Raw genomic sequence first — 19,871 nt, forward strand, 5'->3', positions numbered from 1 at the left:
CTTCTCTACTCCTGGAGCTCGGATGTTGATACCTCGCTTGGGAGACGCCACTCTGAGGGGTGCAGACTGAATATCGCCTTCTCGATCCCTGTGCCATAGGGCTGCACGGAGAAATCCTGCCCCTGTGCCATGAGCCAGCCGTGGGCTCGCTTCGGCACGGCGATCCATTCACCCTCGTCTGCAGTCATGCCCGAGACCCATACTCGGAGGCCCATATTCGGCGAGACCTCGAGCACCTCACCGAAAGTAGGCAGCTCAGTGGTCTCATCGTAGAAGACAGAGAGGCTTGGGGCAGGAAAGCGTTCGGTCCCTTCTGGAGCGATGGACCCGCCGAGAATGGATTTCATCTCTTCTTGTATGCCAGCTGGCACCTGGTAGATATCCGCAACAAGAGCTTCGAGCTCCGAACAGAGACGTGACATCTCGTCGTCAGAACCGCTCTGAGCGACTCCAAGCAGTGCCTTCCCCATGTTCGCCAGTCGGTGCCATCCGTCGGCCGGTGGAAGAGGGAGAGAGTCGAAACTTCGTGGACTGAGGTTTCGTCCCCTCGAGTGCTCTCCCACCCAGCAGTTGGCCAGCGCCGAGCCGAGAAGTGCCATTAGCGCAGGAAGGCGATCCGTGGCGGGAAGGTCGCCCCAGCGATGGTCGTCTTTCGGGACAATCAGGTGGAAAGTCTCGCGGAGCACCGCGCCGGAGTCATCGAAACCAACCTTGAACCGCCATGGGTCACCTGTGGACCACCGCTTTGCAGTGACCACGAGCTTGGGTGGTTGCACGTACTTTGCCCAAGCCGGACCCGTGTTATCGAAGTCTTCGGGGAAGCGGACTGGAGTCTTTGCGATGGCCCTGCCGAAAGCTGGTAGGTCGCGGAGTGACGTCAATTCCCAATGACTCGCATCATTAGCCGTTCGGCGCGGCCGGCCGGGCTTGTGAGGGCGGCCATTACGAACCACGGCGATATTCGCAATGGATCCGGCCGTCAAGCCTCGCTGCGTGAGGAAACTGGTGATCGGCCCCTGTAGTAGCGCATCCGCTGACTCATTTGCGTCCACCAATATCGCAGACTCGGGGGTGCCGAGTTCGTAGAATGAGGCCAAGTTCTCGGCTCGGCGCACGGTCTTGATGAGAGTTGGCCGCCGGATTGTGTGGCGTGACTTTTGCGCCACTACGACAATCGGTGCAATCGCATCGCTCACGGTCGGAAAAACCTCTGTTGGTAGATACCACAAATCCAGCAACCGGGCTTGAGCCAGCAACTCTTGGCGAGCGCTGCGATTGGACGCGGCCTCGGCCCAGCCGAGAGGCAACACGCACGCCACGTAGCCGCCCGGGCGCACAGCCTCGAGCATCCAACTCACGAAGAGGTTAGCCCTCTCGACTCTGTAGCCTTGGGCTCGAGTTTGAGACCAGGGCGGATTGCTTATAATCATGGAGGGCGCGCCAGCATTGTCAGGCGGCATGGACAGCACGTCAGCAGTCTGTACTCGCCAACTGTTCCCCGCCGGGAGTGCGGCTAGGAGGAGCGACAATTTTGAGATCTCAACAGCAAAAGGGTCGTTGTCGAAGCCCGCCAAGTGACCAGTCACGTACTGATGCGCGGAAGCTATGTCGCTTGTGGCGCTGTCCGCGAGCAGCGCATGGCGTAGCCGCTCGGCTCCAGCCAGGAGCATAGTGCCCGACCCACACGTCGGGTCCAGGATGTGTCTCTCCGCTGGGGGGAATGATTCGACAGGTAGCGCTGCCGCCATCTGTCTAGCTAGTCCTGGTGGGGTATAGAACGTGCCCTGGACTCGGCGCTGAGTAGGCGATACTAATGCCTCTTCGTAAACGTCACTGACCATGGCGGGCTCGAGGCCCGCAAAGGATAGAGAGGAGGCCAGTTGGTCCACGAGCGCATTGAATAGCTCGAACTCATGCGACGGCATGGCGACTGTCCAGTCAAAGTATCCGGGGAAGCGCTGGATTGCCGCGTCAATCAGCGCACCGCCAGTCTGCGCTTCAGGGAGTATCCGCTTATCGCGGAGCATAGAGACAGCTATGGCTGCAAGGGCGAGTCGGGTTATTGACGTTGGAACGGCATCGGGCAGAAGCGATGCAGCTGACGCAACCAAGTCCTCTACCGCTGAAGTGAGTATCTCTCTGCTCTTGCGACGAGACACATGCATCAGTTCGCCTGCGTCTAACGGAAACAACGCCGCTTGACTAAGGCCGTGATCCTTGGGTCGTCGAAGTACTTCGCGGCCGTATGCCGACCGGCGATCGCTTAACTGCCCGACCTCACCAATCGGCACTTGCTCCAGACGCTGCAATGCGTTGACGTCTGCTCGAATTGCCCACACTGAGACATTCGAATGGTCGACAGTCAGGGCGAGGGGAGCGGCAAGCATGGTAGCCATGGAGTGGAGGAGCGACAATTCATTGCGGCGCGTGGTGTCGGAAAACTCAGCAATCAGTGTAGCGGTGGACGCGTCGTGAATCTTCGAGTCGGTGAATGCGACCACATCGGCTACCCTCTGCTCGCGAACAGATAGGTTGACGGGAAACTCGCGCTCGATATAGCTCGACGAGTAGCCCCACTGATCCAGCAGCGCGCCAAGCACTGCAACTCGTCCTTCAATGTCGCCTTGCACCCGACGAGTCTCCCAGTCTGCCGATGAACCACACGACACGTGAGTGGCGTGTCCCGCACTTCTCCTCGGCACACTGCCGGAGAGGCAGGACACAACCGTCAATCGCGCGCTGCATGGTCGGGAGCCGGTAGCACGGACTCTCAGTGCAGGGCTCAAAGGACCGAAGAGGGCGCACTGGTCGCTCCCCTTCCGGTGGGCAGGCGCAGGTGTGTCGCCGATGCCCGCCTGGCGGCACGCCCGCGGAAGCAGCAGTCGCTGGGAGCGCGTTCGCATCACGAAGCCCCGGATACCGTGTTGTTCATGATGCAGCCGGTCGGCGACGCACGCGAGCTCGCTGCACGATGGCTGGACGTGGCGAGCAACCGTTGGCGACATGTGCAGTCGGTGGGGCGGCGGGCAGAGCGCTTGGTCCGCGAAGCCGACAACGTCTCCTCGGCGCTCGTGCGCGCCGCGTGGCTGCATGACGTCGGCTACGCGCCCGAGCTCGCTGCCACAGGCTTCCATCCCCTAGACGGCGCTCGGTACCTAGCCGAGCAGGGCGAGAGCGACGAGGTCGTGGCCCTGGTGGCCCATCACTCGGGGGCGCGGTACGAGGCCGAAGAGCGCGGGCTGGCCCACGAGCTCGCCGCACTGCCGAAGCCTGCCGCCGACGACCTCGACATGTTGACCTTTCTCGACCTCACCACGAGTCCTCAGGGGCGGGTTGTGACCGTCAAGGAGAGGCTGTCCGAGATCCTGTCGCGGTATGAAGCGGACGACCCCGTCTACCGAGCGGTCACGCGTTCGAGTGGCGAGTTGGTGGCCTCGGTCGAGCGTGCGCAGGCAGCCTTGCGGTCAGCCGATGTGCGGGCGGCCGCCGACCTCTAGCGCGTGAGCCACGCGCTGGCGCATGGACGGGTGCATGGGCAGCTCGTCGACGCGCGAGACGTCGACCCACTCGACGGCCTTGCTTTCGCTGCTCGTTCGCGCCTGACCGCCGACGAGTTTGGCGCGGAAGCAGATGGAGAACTGCTGGCGGACCTCGCCGTCGTCGTAAGCCATGACGTGCCGGGGGTTCGTGTACGTGCCGACGATGTCGGTCACCTCGACGTCGTAGCCGGTCTCTTCCTTGACCTCGCGGACGACTGTGTCGCTGATGGACTCGCCGACCTCGTGTCCGCCGCCCGGCAGGGCCCAGAGGTCGTTGTCAGTCTTGTGGATGAGGAGGAGCCGGCCCTGCTCGTCGGTCACCGCCGCAACGACAGACGGCACGACGCTGTTCGCCGCGGGGGCGTCGGGATCGTCGATGTAGTCGACACGGGCCATGGACCGAGGGTAGGGGCGGCGAGGGCTCGACCTGCTAATCAGCGGTCACGCCTGTTGCCTGCTCCCAGGCTCGGTCGAACGACTTCATGTACGTGGTGAAGAGCCGTCCACCCGGCAGCCGCCGAAGGTGAAGCACCGGAGACTGGCTCGCCGCTGCGCCGTACGTGTGCGGGTTGGCCAGCAACGTCTCGTCGAAGCGGAAGATCGACGCGTACAGGGTGGTGTTGTGCTGGCGAGCCGACAGCCCGGGCGTGCCAAGGACGCTCTGCAGGTAGTTCCAGGTGAGGCGGCACCGGGCGGAGAGGAGGTCCCCGATGCGTTCCTCGGCGCCTCTGCGCTCGACTGCGTCGCCCTCGGGGTCGCCGAAGAGCAGGCGTACCTGCGCGCCGCGTCGAGCCGCTGATGTGATGCGCTCGTCGAACTCCGGGATGGCGTCATGGAGAAAGCTGCCGGCGAAGGCGAGCACGTCGATCGCCTCCGTCGCGTTGTCGATGAGTGACGCCCAGGTGTCGATGCTGACCGAGCCTCGGTTCGGGTAGAGCGCGACGAACTCCGCCTGACTGGCGGACTCGGCCCGCTGGCTCGTCGCCGTCTCCGGCCAAAGGAAGAGATCGTCCTCGCCGAGAAGCCGGGCGACGGCGAGACGGTGCCGCTGATGCGGGACCCGACCGGCGCTTAGCCAGCGCTCGACCGTCTTGCGGTCCACGCCAACCGCTTCGGAGACGCTCGCCAGAGACAGCCCACTCCCGGTGATGGCTGCGCGCAAACGCTCGTTGCTATCGGACCGGGACCCCATAGGACGTTTATAGCGCAGAAGGACGTCCCAAAGCGTCCCGCCGCGGGGTGTCGACGTCCCATTCTTCACCGATGTCATGGCTGTCCGGCGGTCATCGAGCAAAGCGAGAGGACCACGGCCAGCGACGGACACATCGATCCGCGCGGGAGGCGATCGGGGGAGGCGACCATGCAGCAGCCGGCGAGGGTCAGGCCCGCACTCGTGCGTCACAACCATGACTGCGCGGCGAGGTGCCAACGCGCCACCTCAGCCGTGCGTCGCTGCGCAGGCTGCTCACGGCCTAGGAGTGCCGGAGCATGAGCACGACGGCCAGGGTGGCCGACGCGGCCCTGGGCGACTGCTCCGCGTGGCGAGCCCCTCGTACTCCCCCCATCGCCGCAGGTGAGCTCGACAGCGTCGAGCTGCTCCGTTTCGAGACGAGCGACGCCATCACGCTGGCCGAAGACGTGCTGGACAAGGCGCGCGCCCTGCAGACCTGGCTGCGCTCGCTCGCGGAACGGCACGCGTCGGCGGATCTGCCGGGACCACCCATCGACGATGAGGTGCGCGCCGTGGCCGGCGCCGATCTCTCGACCGACGCCGTCGAGGGGCTCCTGCTCGCTCTCGACGAGCTGGCGGGCCGCCTTGAGGCCGAGTCGCAGCCACTCACCAACAAGGGCGGACGGTCGTGACGGCGCCGGTCATGGTTCCGGCGTGGCTGTACAGATGCGGCTCCTGTGGCCGACCGATCTCGACCCCGTCCCAGTGCCGTGCGTGCGGACCGCACCTCGGTGTGTCGATCGTCGGCTGCACCGAGTGTCGACGCTGCCGCACGTTCGCCACCGAGGTGGCGGATGTGGTCGCCCAGAAGCACGAGCGGGCCCGGGGGCACCGGACGTGGGTCGTGCTGGACCAGAGCCTGCTGGCGCCGTACCCGAAGGTGCCTGCATCGTGAGGCGGCAGCCGTGGCCATCCGCCTGATGACAGCCGTCTGGGACGACGAGTCGCTTCCCAGAGGCGACGTGCTCCTCATGCTCGCTCTGGCTGACCACGCCAACGACGAAGGCGCCTGCTTCCCGTCGATCAACCGGCTGGCCCGTCGGACCCGCTCATCACCGAGCACCGTGCGCCGGCACCTGAGGTCGCTTCGCGAGGCCGGCCGGGTGACCGTCGACGCACGTGAAGGGACGTCGAACGTCTACCGCATCGTGCTCCGCGGCGCGGGCTGGGCGTACGGCAACGGGGCGGCCGGCGCCCCCTGCCAGTCCGACACCCTCCTGCAGAACGATACCCCCCGCGGACTGACACCCCTGTCGCCTCGCGACCGGGGTACCCCTGCCACGGCTGTGGCAGGCCGGGGTGTCAGAGCCGTGGCACCCGAACCGTCCCGAAGCCCCAGTGGAACCGACCGGTACGCGGTCGAGCAGCCGTCCGTCGACCTCACGCCCGAGACGTCGGTTGGTGCGATCGGTGCAAGCCAAGCCCCAGGCACATCTCGGCCCCTGGCCGCGCCGGAGTCGGCCGCGTGGGCGGCGACGAAGGCGGAGCTCGTCTCCCGGTTTCCGGACGTCGCCTGGCGGGGCTGGTCCGACCGCCACGACGCCGAAGCGGAACGCCACCTAGCTCGCCTCGGCGCCGACGTCCTCATCCGCGTCGCCGGCCGGCCGAAACGTCCAGACCTGTCGCTCGCCTGGCTGAAGCGCTGGGAGCACGAGCCGGCGACCAGAGCCTCGCGACCGACGCAGCGCTGCCTGGACCACCACGTCACCCACCACGGCACCTGCCCGGGTTGCCGCGCCGACCAGCTAGCCGCTCGATGACCGCGCATGCGGCCACGGAAGGACGACCCATGAGCCGAACCACGCACCTGTCCATCGCCGATGTGTGCGCCGAGCTCGGCGTGTCGCGCTCGACCTACTACGACTGGCGCGCGAAGGGGCGCGGTCCTCGCTCGCTCAAGCTGCCGAACGGTGAGATCCGCATCCGCCGCCACGACTTCGAGCAGTGGCTCGCCAGCTGCGATGAGTCGTGATGTCTGGCATTGAGGGTGACGAGTCCGTCGTCGCGTACGACGTCCGCGTCTTCTCCATCTCGCGCGTCAAGGGCAAGACGGTGACGACGTACAGGCTCCGTTGGGAGGTCGGCAATCGGCGGCACTCACGGTCGTTCTCGACCAGGGCGCTCGCCGACAGCACGCGTTCCATGCTCGTCGCGGCGAGCAAGAAGGGGGACCCGTTCGACGTCGAGACCGGGCTTCCGCAGGCGCAGGTCGCCAGAGAGCTGAGCCTCACCTGGTGGGCGTGGTCGTTGACGTACGTCGACCTGAAGTGGCCGGCCCTTGCGCCCATCTCTCGCCGCTCCCTCGCGGAGGCGTTGGTCGACATCACGTTGCACCTCAGCCGCTCGACGCCGGACCGTCCTCCGACGACTAACCTTCGCCAGGCGATGTTCGCGTGGGCCTACCACTCGCAGAACCGAGAGGCGGGGGAGGTGCCTGCGGAACTCGGCATGGCGGTGCGGTGGCTGGAGCGCACGTCGCCCGCCATGGCGGTTCTCGAGGAGCCCTCAACGGTCCGTGAACTGCTGCAGGCGCTGGCGCGCCGGCAGGACGGCCGGCCCGCCGCCGCCACGACAGTGGCGCGGAAGCGCGCCATCCTGAACAACGCCCTCGAGGTCGCGGTGGAGCACCGGCGCCTCAGCAGCAACCCGCTTACGAAGACGAGCTGGAAGGCGCCTCGGGTGGACGACACGATCGACGCTCGGTCGGTGCTCAGCCCACAGCAGGCCCGCGCACTGCTCGACGCGGTCGACGCTCAGGGGCCGCGGGGGCGTCGCCTGACCGCGTTCTTCGCCCTCATGTACTACGCGGCCCTACGGCCCAGCGAAGCAACGGCGTTGACCGTCGACGACCTTGAGCTGCCGGAGAGCGGCTGGGGACGACTGCACCTCTCGCGGAGCGACGCGGAGGTCTCCGGCAGGTGGTCCGACTCTGGGCAGCGGTCGAGCCGCCCGCTGAAGCACCGCGCGCAGGGTCACGTGCGGCTCGTACCGCTCGCCCCGCAGCTCGTCGAACACCTGCGCAACCACGTCGAGGAGTTCCACGTCCGGCCGGGTCAGAGGCTCTTCCGCGGGCCGCACGGCGGCACGGTCAACGCCAAGACCTACACCGACGTGTGGCAGCGAGCGAGACGTGCCGCCCTGACGCCAACCGAGCAGGCAGGTTCGCTCGCCCGGCGCCCGTACGACCTCCGCCACACCGCGGTGTCGACGTGGCTCGCTGCCGGCGTCGACTCCGCCCAGGTTGCCGCGTGGGCCGGCCACAGCGTCGCCGTGTTGCACCGGGTGTACGCGCACGTCGTCGAAGGGCGGTCGGACATCGCTCGGCTGCGCATCGAGGCGATGCTCAAGGAGTAGGCCGGGCCGTTCGGTTGCCTTAGAGCTGCGCCGAATACGACCGGCCCCGCGCAGCGCCTTGCGGTCGAACGCCCTCAGCGTCCGAGCATGCCTGCAGCACGGACGGCGACCGAGCCCGGGCTCGAGGGACGGTCCAGCGCCCGCTGCGTCAAGCGGCTCACGACGATCGCGCGCGGAGGTTGCCCGATCCGGGCGAGAGTCAGGGCGGCCCCCGCCTCTCCGGCCGGGAAAGGGTTGTGCCCGGCCGCCGCCTCGACGCCATGGGCCGTATGGCGCGTGTCCCGAAGTCGCATCACCACGTCGGGGACCTCCGCGGTGGCCGACGGCGCGCGCACCACCCACAGCACGCTCGTCGCCCGCTCGTTCGGATTGGGCACGAGCCACGAGCCGGAGCCGAGCTGCCGGAGCGCCGTGCGTTCAAGAGCGTCGACCAGCGCTGGCTGACTCCTCGCGAGCGCGGCCGCGACCTCACCGGCGTGCTTGTGCGACGGCGGCATCGCAGACACGAACGACAGGACGGCCTGGCTCTGCAGGAGCGCGCGGGTGTCGCTGCGCGGCTCGACGGTCGCCAAGGCGCGTGGGACCACACGGCTGAGTGCGTCGAGGTGCGACTTCGCGGCGTCGGCAACAGCCGGGTCGTCGGTGAGGCGGGCGACGTGCTGCATGAGCCGTGCCTGGGCGTGGACGGCCAGCACGAAGTCGCGCGGGCTGATGACGTTGGCGCGGGCGAGCAGTTCCGCGATCGCGGCTTGTGCGTCCGGCACGTGCGCGGGATGGCGCAGCGGGGCCGGCCGCGTGACCGGCTGCCGCAGTGGGCCGACGTCCGGCAGTGGGCCCTGCTGGGCCATGGAGAGGACGCGCTCGCCCGCAGCACGGAGCCCCTCTACTGCGGCCGTCGCGTAACGATCGGACAGCTCGGCGGGCGACACGGCGAGGCGCTCCTGCAATGCGCTCGACATACGGCTGGCCGCGTGCGAGATGTCGAGGTCGAGCAGGGCGGCCGCCTGGCTGAGCGCCGCCACGTCGGCCATCACGGACCACGCCTGGTGCTGCTGCGGGCGGGATTCCGGATCCGCCGAGCGCCAGGCGTGCCCGGCCACGGTCGCCGCCTTGACGAGGGACTGCCAGGCGGCCGACGTACCCGGTGCCGCTCGTGTCGCCATGACGTTGGAGACGGCAATTCCACCGGAGACGGTGTGCCTTTCGAGGGCGTCGCCGAGCGCACGGACCGGGTTCCGCTCCAGCAGCTCGATCGACGGTGCCGCCGGCAGCCGCTCGCGCTCGCGCTGTGGCCGCGCGGTCAGGTCACGGTGGACCTCGCGCAACAGCCGGATGAGCGCTCCATGGCCAGCCAGCGTCAGCTCAAGGTGCTTGGGCGTGCCCGGCTCCTTGGCGGCCAGGAGTCGCGCGACGTGGTGGCCCACGGCGTGCCACGACTCGCTCCACTGCTGGGCGTTCATCGCGGGGCCAGGACCCAGCGGTCGCCCGCCTGTCGTCGAGCTCTCATTGGCCACGACCGTCTCCGACTTATCCCTCGCTCGATGAGGACGGCGGGGCAGTCTCCCGCAGGGTTCGAGCCGCCATGCCCCATGGCACCAAACGCGACGGTGAGGACCCGGCTTCCTGCTCGATGAGGCGCTCAAGGGCCTCAGCGGCGTCGCGCGTTGCCCGCTGCCACGTGCCGCTGCGGACGTCCCGCGGCTCGATAGGTGCGTACGGAGGCGCGACGTCGAGCAGTGCGCCGTAGACGTCGGCGATCACGAGACGTGCCTCGCTCGGGACGTCGTCTCGTTGCAGGACACCGTCGAGGAGGGCCACTGCCTCTCGCAGCTCACGCGGTGCCTCCTGCGAGTCGCCCGTCGTGCTCACTGCTCGTTCTCGCTCTCGGGCGTGCGGTCGTCGGCGGCATCGGGTCCACGGCCGGTTTTCGCGGGTGCTGACGCCGCAGCTCTGGTGCGCGGCCGTCCGGGCAGGCGGACCTTCGGCACGTCCAGGCCCACCCGCTTGAGCTCGTCCTCCGTCCAGCCGGCCCGCAGTGCAGCGGCCCAGGCGCCGGCGTCCTCGCGCTCAGCCACCGCAAGCGCAGCGCTGGCGTCGAGGCGCCGCTGTCGTGCCTGCGCGAGCAGGCGCACCGCGGCGACCTTCTCGTCCAGCAGCGCACGCGCCGCCTTCTCGACGTGAGCGGTGTCCATCGTCGCTGCCCTCATGACGGACAGCCTACGTAAACTGTTATCCACAGCGCCAGTCCGTGTCGACTGTTGTGAACAACTCCGCCGGGCGCCCACCCTGGACAGAACGCACAGCCAGGAGGGAGCGGAGCAAGCTATGCACTTGCGTGCCGTAAGCGGTCGAGGCGCTGACGCCAGCCTCGCCCGAGGCGTGCCAGGGGGCACGGTCCCCGTGGCCGGGGTCGCTGCGCTGGGCCTGAGGGAGCACGTCGGATGACCGGCGGGACGTCTCGTGCCGGTGCGTTGCGCCGCCGGCGTCGCGCCAACGTGCCGGGTGGCCGGCACCACTCCCATCGGGTGCTGGTGACACCGGAGGAGGAGGCAGTCCTCGTCCGGCTCGCGGAGGCCTCGAGGGTGACGGTGCCGAGGCTGCTTATCGAGGCGGCGATGAGCGGCGGCGGTGAGACGCCGACGGAGCGCCGCGACGCCGTCGCGGGCCTCTACTCGGTCCGGCGGCTGCTTGCCGCTGTCAGTAACAACGTGAACCAGCTCGCGCGTCACGCCAACTCGGGCTTCGGCTTCCCCGATGAAGCCGCGGCGACGCTGGTGGCCGTGCGGCGGGTCGTCGTGCGGATCGACGCGGTCGTCGAGGCGTTGAGCGAGCCGTGATGCCGAACATCACCCGCGGCAGCCGCATGGGTGGGTTGTTGGCGTACCTGCAGGGCCCGGGGCGAGCGAACGAGCACACGGACCCGCACCTGGTTGCCGGCGACGTGTCCGTCATGACGTTGCACGGCAATGCCGTCCTCGACCGCCCCACGGCGCTTGCCATCGCCGCGCAGCTCGACCAGCCGCGTCGCGCCTTCGGCGTCGAGGTCGCAGGAGGGTCGGTCTGGCATTGCTCGCTCAGTCTTCGCGCGGACGAGGGCCAGTTGAGTGATGAGCAGTGGGCAGAGATCGCGCGCGACTTCGTCGAGGGGATGGGCTTCTCGGACGAGACCCGCACCGACGAGGACGGTCAGGTCGTGGGACGAGCCGGGTGCCGGTGGGTGGCCGTTCGGCACGGGGTGTCCGCCAACGGCAACGACCACGTGCACCTCGCTGTGTCGCTGGTGCGAGAGGACGGCACGAAGGCGTCCGTGTGGAACGACCGGCGCACTGCCCAACGGATCGCCGGCGAGCTCGAGGCCCGGCACGGGCTGCAGGTGTTGGAGTCCCGCGCGGTCGGTCGAGGGGGACGTGGGTACAAGCCGGCGGAGCTCGCGACGGCGCAGCGTCGCGGCGACGTCGAGCCGGCCCGCGCGGCGCTCGCCCGCGCGGTGCGGGCCCACGCCGGTGCCGCAGCGGACGAGGCCGAATTTGTGCGTCGGCTTCGCCGCGGAGGGCTGCTCGTGCGACCTCGCTTCGCCACGGGTCGGGACGACGTCGTGGTGGGGTACTCGGTCGCCCTACGCCCGCCCGGGGGTGCGAAGGGGACGGCGGCCGAACGTCCCGTCTGGTACGGCGGCGGCCACCTGGACAAGGACCTCAGCCTGCCCCGACTCCGGCGGGAGTGGCCGGACACTCCGACCGGCGCGAGCGAGGCGGTGGCGGAGTGGAACGCCGCTCGCCGCGGCGCCCGCCTGGTGAGGCCGGGGCGGGAGGAACAGGAGCCTGCTCCGCGACTGTGGCAGGAGTACGGACGCGACATCGCGGCGCTTCGGGAGCGGCTTCGGCAGGTGCCCGTGACGGAGCGCGCGACGTGGGCGCACGTTGCGCATGAGACTGCGGGCGCGCTCGCCGCGTGGTCACTGCGTGTCGAGCAGCCCCCCGGTCCGCTCGCCGAAGCCGCTGACGCGCTGGCTCGGTCGGCGCATGTCAGGGCGGCCGACGTACCCGCGTCGCGCCTTTCCGACGTCTCGGCGGTGAAGGGCGCGACGCTGCTCCTTGCGTCGCTCTCGCGCGGCGGACGAGGGACGGTCGCGCAGGCGATCCTGCTGCGGCAGCTGATGAACCTCGCCAAGGCGATTCACGACGCTCATGTGGCCGTTGGCGAGGCCACGCGCGCGGCACAGGTCGCCGCGGCGGCGCGTCAGCAGTTGCGCCAGGTCCAGTTGGGCCTGCCGGTGGTGCGCGTGCATCCGGACGTTCAGGTCGGCAAGCCAGCGGCCAGACCGGGGCGGGCTACGCGCGTCAGCCCGACCGAGGGGGCGAGCGCCGCGGTCGGTCTCCTGGGCTCGGACCCAAGGAGCATCAAGCACCGGCGTGTCACGCCCCGACCGTCTGCTGTGGCCGACGTCGAGGTCGGGAGGTAGCCCGCCTTGGCAGTGCTGGAAAAGGAAGCCGGGCACGTCCGACGCGTTCACGATGGAGGAACAGGGATGTCTCAAGACAGCGACGGCGTCAATGACGCACTGGACGCCGCGGTACGCATCGCGCTGACGCTGGCCAGCCAGATGGCGGCGAGGCTAGCCCGGGAGCGCGAGCGTGCCGCCCGGGAGGCCCGCGGTGTTGCTGACGCCGAAGCGCGCGAGATCCAAGCGCGCTCCGCGGCGGAGCGTGCAGCCGCGCGCGCCCAGCTCGCGCCGGTCGAGCGCGACGCATGGTGGGAGACCGCCACGAAGAAGCAGGTGGCGCAGGCGCTGCAGACGGCCGTGACCTGGCAGGCCGTCGACGTCCGGGCAGCGGCCGCGGTCGAGACGATCTACCGCCGAGTGCAGCTGCGACACGGTGTCAGCACGGACCAATGGCTTCGGCAGCCAGACCGCTCTGTGGCCGGCCCTTCCGCGGCTGCTCAGCGGACAGCCGCCGCCGATACCAGTGCGCAGCTGGCGGAGGCCAGGCGCACTCCGGCGGACAGCGAGAACAGCGAGGCCGCCGTCGCCATGCGTGACCGGCGCAGCTTCGACAGCCCCGACCGACGGCGAGAGCGTGCGAATCGCCTGCGAGCACGCGGTCACGATGCGGTGACTGTCGCCGCCGTGCTGTCCGCGGACGTATCCCAGGCGCGGCCCGCGATCGAAGCTGCCGTGCCCGCCGCTGCGACCGCGAGCCGCCTCGCCGCGCCCGCGGGGCTGCAGCAGCTGGAGCTTCGGCGGTAGGTGAGCGACGACGAACCAGTTGGGGCACCCGCACGGGACGCCCGTCCGATCGGGTCATGCGGGACGGTGCCGTCCAGGTGCTTGAAGGTCGAGCGGCTGAACAGCATCTTCCCGTTGATGGGTCGGCTGCTGGGATGAGTGCCGATGAGCCCTTTGGCCGTTGTCGGGCGACGGACGTCGGCGCGACACTTCATCCATGGGGAGCAAACGTCGCGTCTCGGGACCGACCTTCGCCGAGGTTGTGAGCCAGCTACCCGAGCCTTCCGGTGCCCGTGAGGTGCGGCTGGTCAGGCTCGCGCAGGAGGAGGCGTTCACGGACGCCGACGGCGTTCGGTGGCAGATGCGCGAGGGCGTGGTCGAGGGCAGGGCGCTGCGCAAGGTGCTGTTCGACGAAGCGGTGCGCGTTCTCCACGACGATGCGGGAGAGGTCGCCGTCATCGCGCCCGAAGGCAGGGAGCGGTTCTGGGTGACGCTGCAGGAGCGCATGGAGGCATGGCCGCACGCGACGTTCTACGGCGCTACCTTCCGCAACGACCGACACGAGAGCCTGTTGGTCGTCAACGAAGACTGCTGAACGTCCGCTCGCCGAGCCAGACTGCCCAGGGCTCAGCCCAGCCGGCGTCGACTTTCGGGTCAGCCGCAGAGGCAGGACGACCCGTTCAGCCGTTGCGCCGATGCTGCGCGGCGGCGAGGGTGTTCTGCTGGGTTCGGCAGCGGTAATAGCGCTGGTCCAAGCTGAGGGGAGGAGAGACGGGTGGCGGTGTCATTTCAGGTGTCCCCTCATCAGGTGGTCGTGGACCCCCGTGGGGCTACCTGGCGGGTGTCGATGCTGCGGGGGAACGTCTGGCCGGGCTGGTCATGGACCTACCGGGTGTCGCTGTCGTCGGGGCGCGCGACGCCGACCATAGAAAACCCCGTGCTGGAGGGCCCGCTTTTCGCCTTGCCGGCGCTGAACGGGCCGCCGGCCTTGTGGCGGTGGCTGATGTATCGGCTTCGTCGGCGTGAGGATCACCGGGTCGTGGTGCGGAGAGCCGAGCAGGCGAGCATTCGCGGCGCGCGACTTGACGTGTCGTTCTCGACCAAGGCGGAGGCTGCAGCCGCGGCTGCGTCGATCGCCGCCGGCCTCGAGCGTGATGGCACCTGCTGATCGGTCGCGCCGTCGAGACGTCACCGTCTGAGGATCGCAGACTGGTGATCGCTATGCGGGAACAGCGCCGTTCAGGAGTGCTCTCGGAGCGGAGGACGCCAACGTCCATTTCGGAGGGCCTCCGTGAGTTCCGTCGCTCGTCCGGCGGCTGCGTCCTTGGTCTCGTGACGCTCTTCGTGGGCGGCTTCTCGGTCAGATTGCGCGTCGCCGAGGCGCACGACGACTCGCCAGTCGGTGCGCCGCTGGAGGTGGTAGACGGCCCACAGCCACAGTCGGACGGGCACGCTGTAGGCGAGCAGCAGCATGCTCAAGTTGGCGTTGGCCGGGTCCATGGGATTCCTCTTGGTCAGTACTCGGCGCTGCCCTGGCCATCCTCGCCAGTCGTTGCCGCGCACCAACCGGACCTGCCAGAGCACCCCGTCAGGGGTGGTCGCTTCACGCGAGGGGTTGGCCAGGAACGACGCCATGGTTCGATCATCGGCCCTGGCCGGCACCCACGTGAGCTGCTCGACCAGGTTCGCTCCGTCGCTGTTCGCCAGCAGGTCGACTCACTGTGGGCCAATGGACCGGTTGACGATCCACTTCGCGCTGGTCGTAGCCCTCATGGAACTTGGTCACCGCGAACCGCTTGGCCCGTACATCCGCCGCTGTCAACACTTCACGCCTCCTGTCGCAGCGAGGCAAGTCCGTCCGCCCCCGCCCATCATCGACGGCCGCCGTGACTCCTTGAGCAACATCGCGTCCTCGGCGGCTCGAAACTCGCCGTGCCGTGAGCGCGAATTGACGGACAGGTTCACAGCCCTGCACGACGCCGTGCGGTCGCCTTCTTCGCCGCGACCCGCGCCAGCACGGTCTCCACGGTCTCCGGCTCAGGCGCGTTGTGCCGGTCCCATCGCTCGGCCCAGGTCGTGGCGTACCACTCGTCCCGCACGAAAAACAGCAGGCCCGCGCCCAGACCGACGACCAGGGCGATGCTCCACGGCCAGGTCCACAACTGCCCGGCAGTCTCGATGGGGTGAGGGAAGACGTAGTCGGGTCCCACGTCGGTGCGCAGCACCCGGATGACGTCACCGACGACGTCCCCCTCACCGAGGGCGCACCTCGCCTCCCAGAACTCGTCCGGGTAGCCCTGGCGGGGCGTCAGCGTCCGGTAGGTGACGATCTCGGCTGGCTCCTCGTATAGGCCCAGCCGGTCGCAGGTCACTGTGACCGTCTCGGAGATCTCGATGGACACCACCTCGGCGTCCTCGACAGGCACGTCCTGGTAGCCGAAGTAGTCCAGGCTCGACATGCCCACCAGGAACAGCCACGCCACCATCCCCCAGAAGGCACCGCGGACCCAGAACAGGTCAGACGCGTCCGCCACACGCCACCAGGCCCTGCGAAGCGCATCCGGCTCACCGAACACGCCCAGGCGACGCTCCCGACGCTTCGTCTCCAGGAGCGCCCGCTTCCGAGCGCGGTGCAGCGACCAGCGACCCACGCCACCACCAGGCTCCGACGCAGAGGCGCCGGGCAGCGCGGAGTCGCTGTCGTCCATGGCGCTCATGGTGCCTCCTCAGCGCTCAACGGCACCGCTGTTCAGCGCGAGAACCTCCCGCCGGCAGCCCCTCGGGGGCAGCGACGGCTCCGCCTGCCGCTCACGATCAGGGTGGCGTGCAGCGCCGACCAGTGGCCCGCAAACGGCCCGTCACCGGACACCGATCGGCTACTGGACACCGAGGCGGGTCGTTGTGCCAGGCGCTGGGGTCCGGCAGGTTCGAGCCGTGGTGAAGCGGGTGGCGGTCCTGCCCGACGTGCACGGAGTGCTTCCGGTGCTCGAGGCGGTGCTGGCCGAACCGGAGGTCGCAAAGGCAGACCTGGTCGTGGTGACCGGGGACCATGCGTCCGGTCCGCAGCCGGTTGAGGTCCTGGACCGGCTGACCGCCCTGGGAGACCGCCTTGTGCTGGTCCGCGGCAACGCCGACCGCGAGCTCGTGGCGTTGGCCCGCGGAGAAGCGCTCCACCCGCCGGACGAGGGGTGTCACCGTGGGCGGCCGCGCAGCTCACCGACAAGCACGTCGCTCTGCTGGCGGCGCTACCGCACCCGGTCACCATCGAGGTGGACGGGCTCGGTCCGGTTCTGTTCTGCCACGGCACGCCGCGGGACGACGAGGAGGTCGTGCTCGTCGACAGCGGGCTGCAGCGCTGGGCGGAGGTCTTGGCCGACCTCCCGGCGGAGGTGAGGACCGTGGTGTGCGGACACACCCACATGCCGTTCGTGCGCCTGGTCGACCGTCGAATGGTGGTCAATCCGGGCAGCATCCACATGCCATACGGGCGTGCCGGTGGCGCGTGGGCGCTGCTGCACGACGGGGCCGTCACGCTGCAGCACACGCCCGTCGACGTCAACGCCGCGGTGGCCCGCGTCGTCCGGGAGTCGCGCTACCCCGACCGGCAGGAGTGGGCCGACTACTTCCTGCGCGCAGCAGCCAGCGACACCGACGCCCTGGCCGCCTTCGGACCCCGCGACGGCCGCTGACCTTTGACGGAGCGCCCTCGATGCGTGTCCGGTGACCGATCGACAACCGGACGCCGGGGCGGCTGTGCCGCCAACTCCCCGCCGCCTACCGTCTCCTTCTGAGCCACTTATGGCGCTCGGGACGGCAGGTGTCCGTCTCAGGTGCCAAGTGCTGCGTGCCGAACTCAAGAGCAAGTGCCTTCGTCTGGCCGTCGTCGAAGTCGATCCAGACCGTGGGGATGTCCTTGTAGTGGCCGACGTGACCGATCGCCCCTGGGCCGAAGGTGGCGTGCACGACCCTCGCACCTGTCACCATCCAAGGCGGCGGCTCTATCGACAGGTCTGGCTCCCACTTAGGCACAGCAGAAGTATCTCCAGTGCGGGATCCCTCTGCTCGCGTCCCGCGAACGATCGGCTACTGGGGCCGTCCTGGCGCGATCGGTGGACCACTAGTCCGTCGACAACGGAACATCGGGTTCGTGAGCAAGACCCGTGACGCCGTCCTGATGCAACGGGTGCGTCCCCCCGAGGTCCTGTGGTTCGCGTTCGCTGTGCTCGTCTTCGTCGGCCTAGGAACGACCCTGGGCGCGGTCGTCTACCTCACGATCGTCACGCTCGCGCTCGTCGCGGGTGACGCCTCGCTGCAATGGGAGGCTTTCCCCTTCGGCATCAGCTTGCTCGCTCTGGGCATCGGGGCGCTGCTGGGTGCGCGAGCCCTGTGGCGCCAGCGCAGACGAGCTCGAATGGTTGCCCTCGTCGTGCTGCCTCTGATCATCGCGGTAGGAGCCGTGGGCCGCCTTGTCGTGAACGACGACGGGGGCCTACAACTGAACCTCTTCGTCGCGTTGTCCCTCCTCTTCCCGCTGTTGGCGTGGGCGATCTTCTTCCTCCCCTCGGTTCGCAGCTACTACGAGCGTCTTCTCGGGTAGCCGGCATCCAACTGGGATCGGCTCTTGGGACGGGGTCGCTCACGTGTCGTACTCGAGGCCGTCCCACGGTTCGTAGTAGGCGATGAAGTTGCCCGGCTCGATGTTGATGAAGTACTCGCCGCCGTTGTACTGCCCGATCCGCCAGCCGAAGTCGACGCCGTCCACCTGCTCGATGAAGGGCTCGACCTCGATCTCCTCGAGGACGTAGTCGCCGAGCTCAGCCAGCCGAGCCTGCACAAGCGCATCGGCACCGGCGGGGCCGGCCTGCCCCGGCGGCAGCGCGTCCGGACGCGGCACTGGATCGACACGGACCTCGTCGAAGGTTCCGTCTGGGTGCCAGAGGAACAGGCCGACATAGGAGTCCCTGGCAAACAGCTCCTGGCTGAGGAAGAACTTGCGGCCATCCTCCGCGGTCCCCGCGAAGGGCACGTGGTAATCGTCCGGGGCGATGGTGAAGCGCTCGGGTTTCTCTGCTGCTGTCACGGCAACCTCTTCTTCGTCGGCTGACGATGCCCCGCAGGCCGTGACAGGCACGAGCAGCATCGCTGTTGCGGCCAGCAGAAAGGGCTGCGCCCCCTGACGACCCCCCGGGCGACGTGAGCACCGCACGGGGTGAGGCTAAATCCGATCTGCGGGCCTCGTCGGTGAGATCGCCGACGTCAGCTGCTTGGACGCAGAACCCGCCCGGCCCCGATCGTCAGCAACGGATCCCCTGCTGACGATGCTCTTCGAGCACCCGCCGGCAGGGGCCCGCCTCATGAGCCGGCGTCGCGACTAGCGTCGACCAGATGCAGCAGCCCGCCGATCTCGACGAAGTGCGCGCCTCCTACGACCGGGTGGCTGACGCCTACGTCGATCTCGCGGTGGGACGCCTGGAGGACGAGCCTTGGCTGCGGGCGGCCCTGGACGCCTTCGCCGAAGACGTCGCCGGGCTGGGTCCCGTCCTGGACGTCGGCTGCGGGCCAGGGCATGTCACCGCCCACCTGTCCGCACGGGGACTCGACGCGCGTGGGGTCGACCTGTCGCCCCGGATGGTCGAGCACGCCAGGCGCCGATACCCGGCTCTGCGGTTCGACGTGGCCAGCGCCACCGACCTCGACCTGGCGCCGAGATCACTGGGGGGCGTGCTCGGGTGGTGGTCGCTGTTCAACCTGCCCCGCGAGGTGCTGCCCGAGGTCCTCGTCGACTTCGCCCAGGCCCTGGTGCCCGGAGGCCAGGTGCTGATGGGGACACACGTCGGAGATCACGACGTCCCTCGTCGGCAGGCCTACGGCGGTGTGCCGGTGACGTGGACGACACACCGCTGGCTGCCCGAGCAGCTGGTCGACATGCTCACTGGCGCAGGACTCGAAGCGGTCGCGGAGGTGCGATTCCCCGCCTCCGGTGACCAGCCACCTCAGGTCGTTCTGGCCGCCCGACGCCCGCGACCGCCCTTGCCCGGTTGACGATCCGAGTGCGGACGAGCTGCAGCTTCGATCAATCGAAGAGGCCGACCGGAGCCGCCGAGACGGGCAACGGGGCTGACCGAGGCTGGTGGCCACGCTCGGTACCGCACCCCTTGAACGGGCCGTCCGGGGCCAGGAGGGCCGCCATGTGAGGGTCCGCGTGGTCGCGCCACCAGACGCTCATGCCGGTGGCTGGCTCCAGTCGCAGGTGCTCCCAGGCGCGCCAGAGCGCCTCCAGCCGGTTGATCGCCTCGGCGTGGCGCCACCACTGGAGGCACCACACCCGCTGCGTCCCTTCCAGGGACCGGCAGTAGGTCGGGGCGAGGTACTCGAGAACGAACACCTCGACGTTGGGGAAGTAGAGCTGCGGTTCTTGGCTGTCGAGGCCCGCCGGGTCGCTGCCCTCAGGTGCATCGTCGTCCCATTCGTCACGCGGCAGGTCGAACATGTCGGTAGCGCTGACGTCAGGACGTTCCGG

At 68.9% G+C, this 19,871-nt stretch carries 24 protein-coding genes and 1 pseudogene; 14 read left to right on the forward strand and 11 right to left on the reverse strand.

Annotated features, from left to right (window positions below):
- Window positions 1–5: 5 nt before the first annotated feature.
- Window positions 6–2,630, reverse strand: coding sequence for an N-6 DNA methylase (locus WAA21_RS11085; RefSeq protein ID WP_336922865.1), 2,625 nt, complete (start codon window positions 2,628–2,630; stop codon window positions 6–8).
- Window positions 2,631–2,930: 300 nt separating this feature from the next.
- On the opposite strand from WAA21_RS11085, the gene WAA21_RS11090 reads away from it, so the two are divergent.
- On the forward strand, window positions 2,931–3,497 hold the full coding sequence (locus WAA21_RS11090; RefSeq protein WP_336922866.1) for an HD domain-containing protein: 567 nt from the start codon (window positions 2,931–2,933) through the stop codon (window positions 3,495–3,497).
- Here the strand turns inward: WAA21_RS11090 and WAA21_RS11095 are convergent.
- The gene (locus WAA21_RS11095) at window positions 3,465–3,935 is read right to left on the reverse strand and encodes an NUDIX hydrolase (RefSeq protein ID WP_336922867.1); all 471 of its coding nucleotides are present in this window, start codon (window positions 3,933–3,935) and stop codon (window positions 3,465–3,467) included. The genes WAA21_RS11090 and WAA21_RS11095 overlap by 33 nt on opposite strands.
- Window positions 3,936–3,969: 34 nt before the next feature.
- Window positions 3,970–4,641, reverse strand: coding sequence for an XRE family transcriptional regulator (locus WAA21_RS11100; protein ID WP_336922868.1), 672 nt, complete (start codon window positions 4,639–4,641; stop codon window positions 3,970–3,972).
- Between the two features lie 386 nt (window positions 4,642–5,027).
- On the opposite strand from WAA21_RS11100, the gene WAA21_RS11105 reads away from it, so the two are divergent.
- The 4 genes from WAA21_RS11105 to WAA21_RS11120 all read left to right on the forward strand — a co-directional run bounded on the left by WAA21_RS11105 (window position 5,028) and on the right by WAA21_RS11120 (window position 8,124).
- Entirely contained in the window at window positions 5,028–5,402 is a 375-nt protein-coding gene (locus WAA21_RS11105) for a hypothetical protein (protein WP_336922869.1), read from the forward strand.
- Window positions 5,403–5,675: 273 nt separating this feature from the next.
- Complete coding sequence (locus WAA21_RS11110; protein WP_336922871.1) at window positions 5,676–6,530, forward strand: helix-turn-helix domain-containing protein; 855 nt, start codon at window positions 5,676–5,678, stop codon at window positions 6,528–6,530.
- A gap of 29 nt (window positions 6,531–6,559) precedes the next feature.
- A complete protein-coding gene (locus WAA21_RS11115) occupies window positions 6,560–6,742 on the forward strand; it encodes a helix-turn-helix transcriptional regulator (protein WP_336922873.1) in 183 nt (60 codons plus the stop codon).
- A complete protein-coding gene (locus tag WAA21_RS11120; protein ID WP_336922874.1) occupies window positions 6,742–8,124 on the forward strand; it encodes a tyrosine-type recombinase/integrase in 1,383 nt (460 codons plus the stop codon). Before WAA21_RS11115 ends, WAA21_RS11120 begins: the two co-directional genes overlap by 1 nt.
- A 74-nt stretch (window positions 8,125–8,198) precedes the next feature.
- On the opposite strand, the gene WAA21_RS11125 is transcribed toward WAA21_RS11120, so the two are convergent.
- A complete protein-coding gene (locus tag WAA21_RS11125) occupies window positions 8,199–9,638 on the reverse strand; it encodes a hypothetical protein (protein ID WP_336922875.1) in 1,440 nt (479 codons plus the stop codon).
- A gap of 351 nt (window positions 9,639–9,989) precedes the next feature.
- A complete protein-coding gene (locus WAA21_RS11130; protein ID WP_336922876.1) occupies window positions 9,990–10,331 on the reverse strand; it encodes a hypothetical protein in 342 nt (113 codons plus the stop codon).
- A gap of 324 nt (window positions 10,332–10,655) precedes the next feature.
- Here WAA21_RS11130 and mobC point away from each other — a divergent pair, with 324 nt between their 5' ends.
- The 5 genes from mobC to WAA21_RS11155 all read left to right on the forward strand — a co-directional run bounded on the left by mobC (window position 10,656) and on the right by WAA21_RS11155 (window position 14,519).
- Window positions 10,656–10,961: a plasmid mobilization relaxosome protein MobC gene (gene mobC, locus WAA21_RS11135; RefSeq protein WP_336922877.1), complete on the forward strand. Its 306-nt coding sequence runs from the start codon at window positions 10,656–10,658 to the stop codon at window positions 10,959–10,961.
- Window positions 10,961–12,586, forward strand: a complete 1,626-nt coding sequence (locus tag WAA21_RS11140; protein WP_336922878.1) for a relaxase — start codon at window positions 10,961–10,963, stop codon at window positions 12,584–12,586. Before mobC ends, WAA21_RS11140 begins: the two co-directional genes overlap by 1 nt.
- Window positions 12,587–12,652: 66 nt before the next feature.
- Window positions 12,653–13,372 carry a hypothetical protein gene (locus tag WAA21_RS11145; RefSeq protein WP_336922879.1) on the forward strand — a complete coding sequence of 240 codons (720 nt, stop codon included), beginning with the start codon at window positions 12,653–12,655 and terminating at the stop codon, window positions 13,370–13,372.
- 196 nt (window positions 13,373–13,568) lie between these two features.
- The gene (locus tag WAA21_RS11150) at window positions 13,569–13,946 is read left to right on the forward strand and encodes a hypothetical protein (RefSeq protein WP_336922880.1); all 378 of its coding nucleotides are present in this window, start codon (window positions 13,569–13,571) and stop codon (window positions 13,944–13,946) included.
- A 213-nt stretch (window positions 13,947–14,159) separates the two neighbouring features.
- Window positions 14,160–14,519, forward strand: a complete 360-nt coding sequence (locus WAA21_RS11155; protein ID WP_336922881.1) for a hypothetical protein — start codon at window positions 14,160–14,162, stop codon at window positions 14,517–14,519.
- Between the two features lie 71 nt (window positions 14,520–14,590).
- Here WAA21_RS11155 and WAA21_RS11160 read toward each other — a convergent pair whose 3' ends face one another.
- Genes WAA21_RS11160 through WAA21_RS11165 form a run of 3 tightly spaced genes read right to left on the reverse strand, consistent with a single transcriptional unit; the run spans window position 14,591 to window position 16,068 of the window.
- Window positions 14,591–14,986, reverse strand: a complete 396-nt coding sequence (locus tag WAA21_RS11160; protein ID WP_336922882.1) for a hypothetical protein — start codon at window positions 14,984–14,986, stop codon at window positions 14,591–14,593.
- Window positions 14,987–14,993: 7 nt separating this feature from the next.
- Window positions 14,994–15,326 (reverse strand): DivIVA domain-containing protein, encoded by a 333-nt coding sequence (locus WAA21_RS17960; RefSeq protein ID WP_442893271.1) that lies wholly within the window; start codon window positions 15,324–15,326, stop codon window positions 14,994–14,996.
- Window positions 15,313–16,068, reverse strand: coding sequence for a hypothetical protein (locus tag WAA21_RS11165; RefSeq protein WP_336922883.1), 756 nt, complete (start codon window positions 16,066–16,068; stop codon window positions 15,313–15,315). Before WAA21_RS11165 ends, WAA21_RS17960 begins: the two co-directional genes overlap by 14 nt.
- Here WAA21_RS11165 and WAA21_RS11170 point away from each other — a divergent pair.
- Window positions 16,067–16,477: pseudogene (locus tag WAA21_RS11170) on the forward strand (metallophosphoesterase); the annotation flags it as partial. The gene WAA21_RS11165 and the pseudogene WAA21_RS11170 overlap by 2 nt on opposite strands.
- Before the next feature lie 62 nt (window positions 16,478–16,539).
- A complete protein-coding gene (locus WAA21_RS11175; protein WP_336922884.1) occupies window positions 16,540–17,040 on the forward strand; it encodes a metallophosphoesterase family protein in 501 nt (166 codons plus the stop codon).
- A gap of 85 nt (window positions 17,041–17,125) precedes the next feature.
- Here the strand turns inward: WAA21_RS11175 and WAA21_RS11180 are convergent, their stop codons facing one another.
- A complete protein-coding gene (locus tag WAA21_RS11180) occupies window positions 17,126–17,380 on the reverse strand; it encodes a hypothetical protein (protein WP_336922885.1) in 255 nt (84 codons plus the stop codon).
- 118 nt (window positions 17,381–17,498) lie between these two features.
- On the opposite strand from WAA21_RS11180, the gene WAA21_RS11185 reads away from it, so the two are divergent.
- Window positions 17,499–17,948, forward strand: a complete 450-nt coding sequence (locus WAA21_RS11185) for a hypothetical protein (protein ID WP_336922886.1) — start codon at window positions 17,499–17,501, stop codon at window positions 17,946–17,948.
- 39 nt (window positions 17,949–17,987) lie between these two features.
- Here the strand turns inward: WAA21_RS11185 and WAA21_RS11190 are convergent, their stop codons facing one another.
- Entirely contained in the window at window positions 17,988–18,431 is a 444-nt protein-coding gene (locus WAA21_RS11190) for a hypothetical protein (RefSeq protein ID WP_336922887.1), read from the reverse strand.
- Window positions 18,432–18,736: 305 nt separating this feature from the next.
- Here WAA21_RS11190 and WAA21_RS11195 point away from each other — a divergent pair, with 305 nt between their 5' ends.
- On the forward strand, window positions 18,737–19,393 hold the full coding sequence (locus WAA21_RS11195) for a class I SAM-dependent methyltransferase (RefSeq protein ID WP_336922888.1): 657 nt from the start codon (window positions 18,737–18,739) through the stop codon (window positions 19,391–19,393).
- 31 nt (window positions 19,394–19,424) lie between these two features.
- On the opposite strand, the gene WAA21_RS11200 is transcribed toward WAA21_RS11195, so the two are convergent.
- Window positions 19,425–19,841, reverse strand: a complete 417-nt coding sequence (locus tag WAA21_RS11200) for a DUF4913 domain-containing protein (protein ID WP_336922889.1) — start codon at window positions 19,839–19,841, stop codon at window positions 19,425–19,427.
- Window positions 19,842–19,871: the final 30 nt, after the last annotated feature.

Source organism: Aquipuribacter sp. SD81, assembly GCF_037153975.1.
In the GTDB taxonomy this organism is placed as follows: Bacteria; Actinomycetota; Actinomycetes; order Actinomycetales; family JBBAYJ01; genus Aquipuribacter.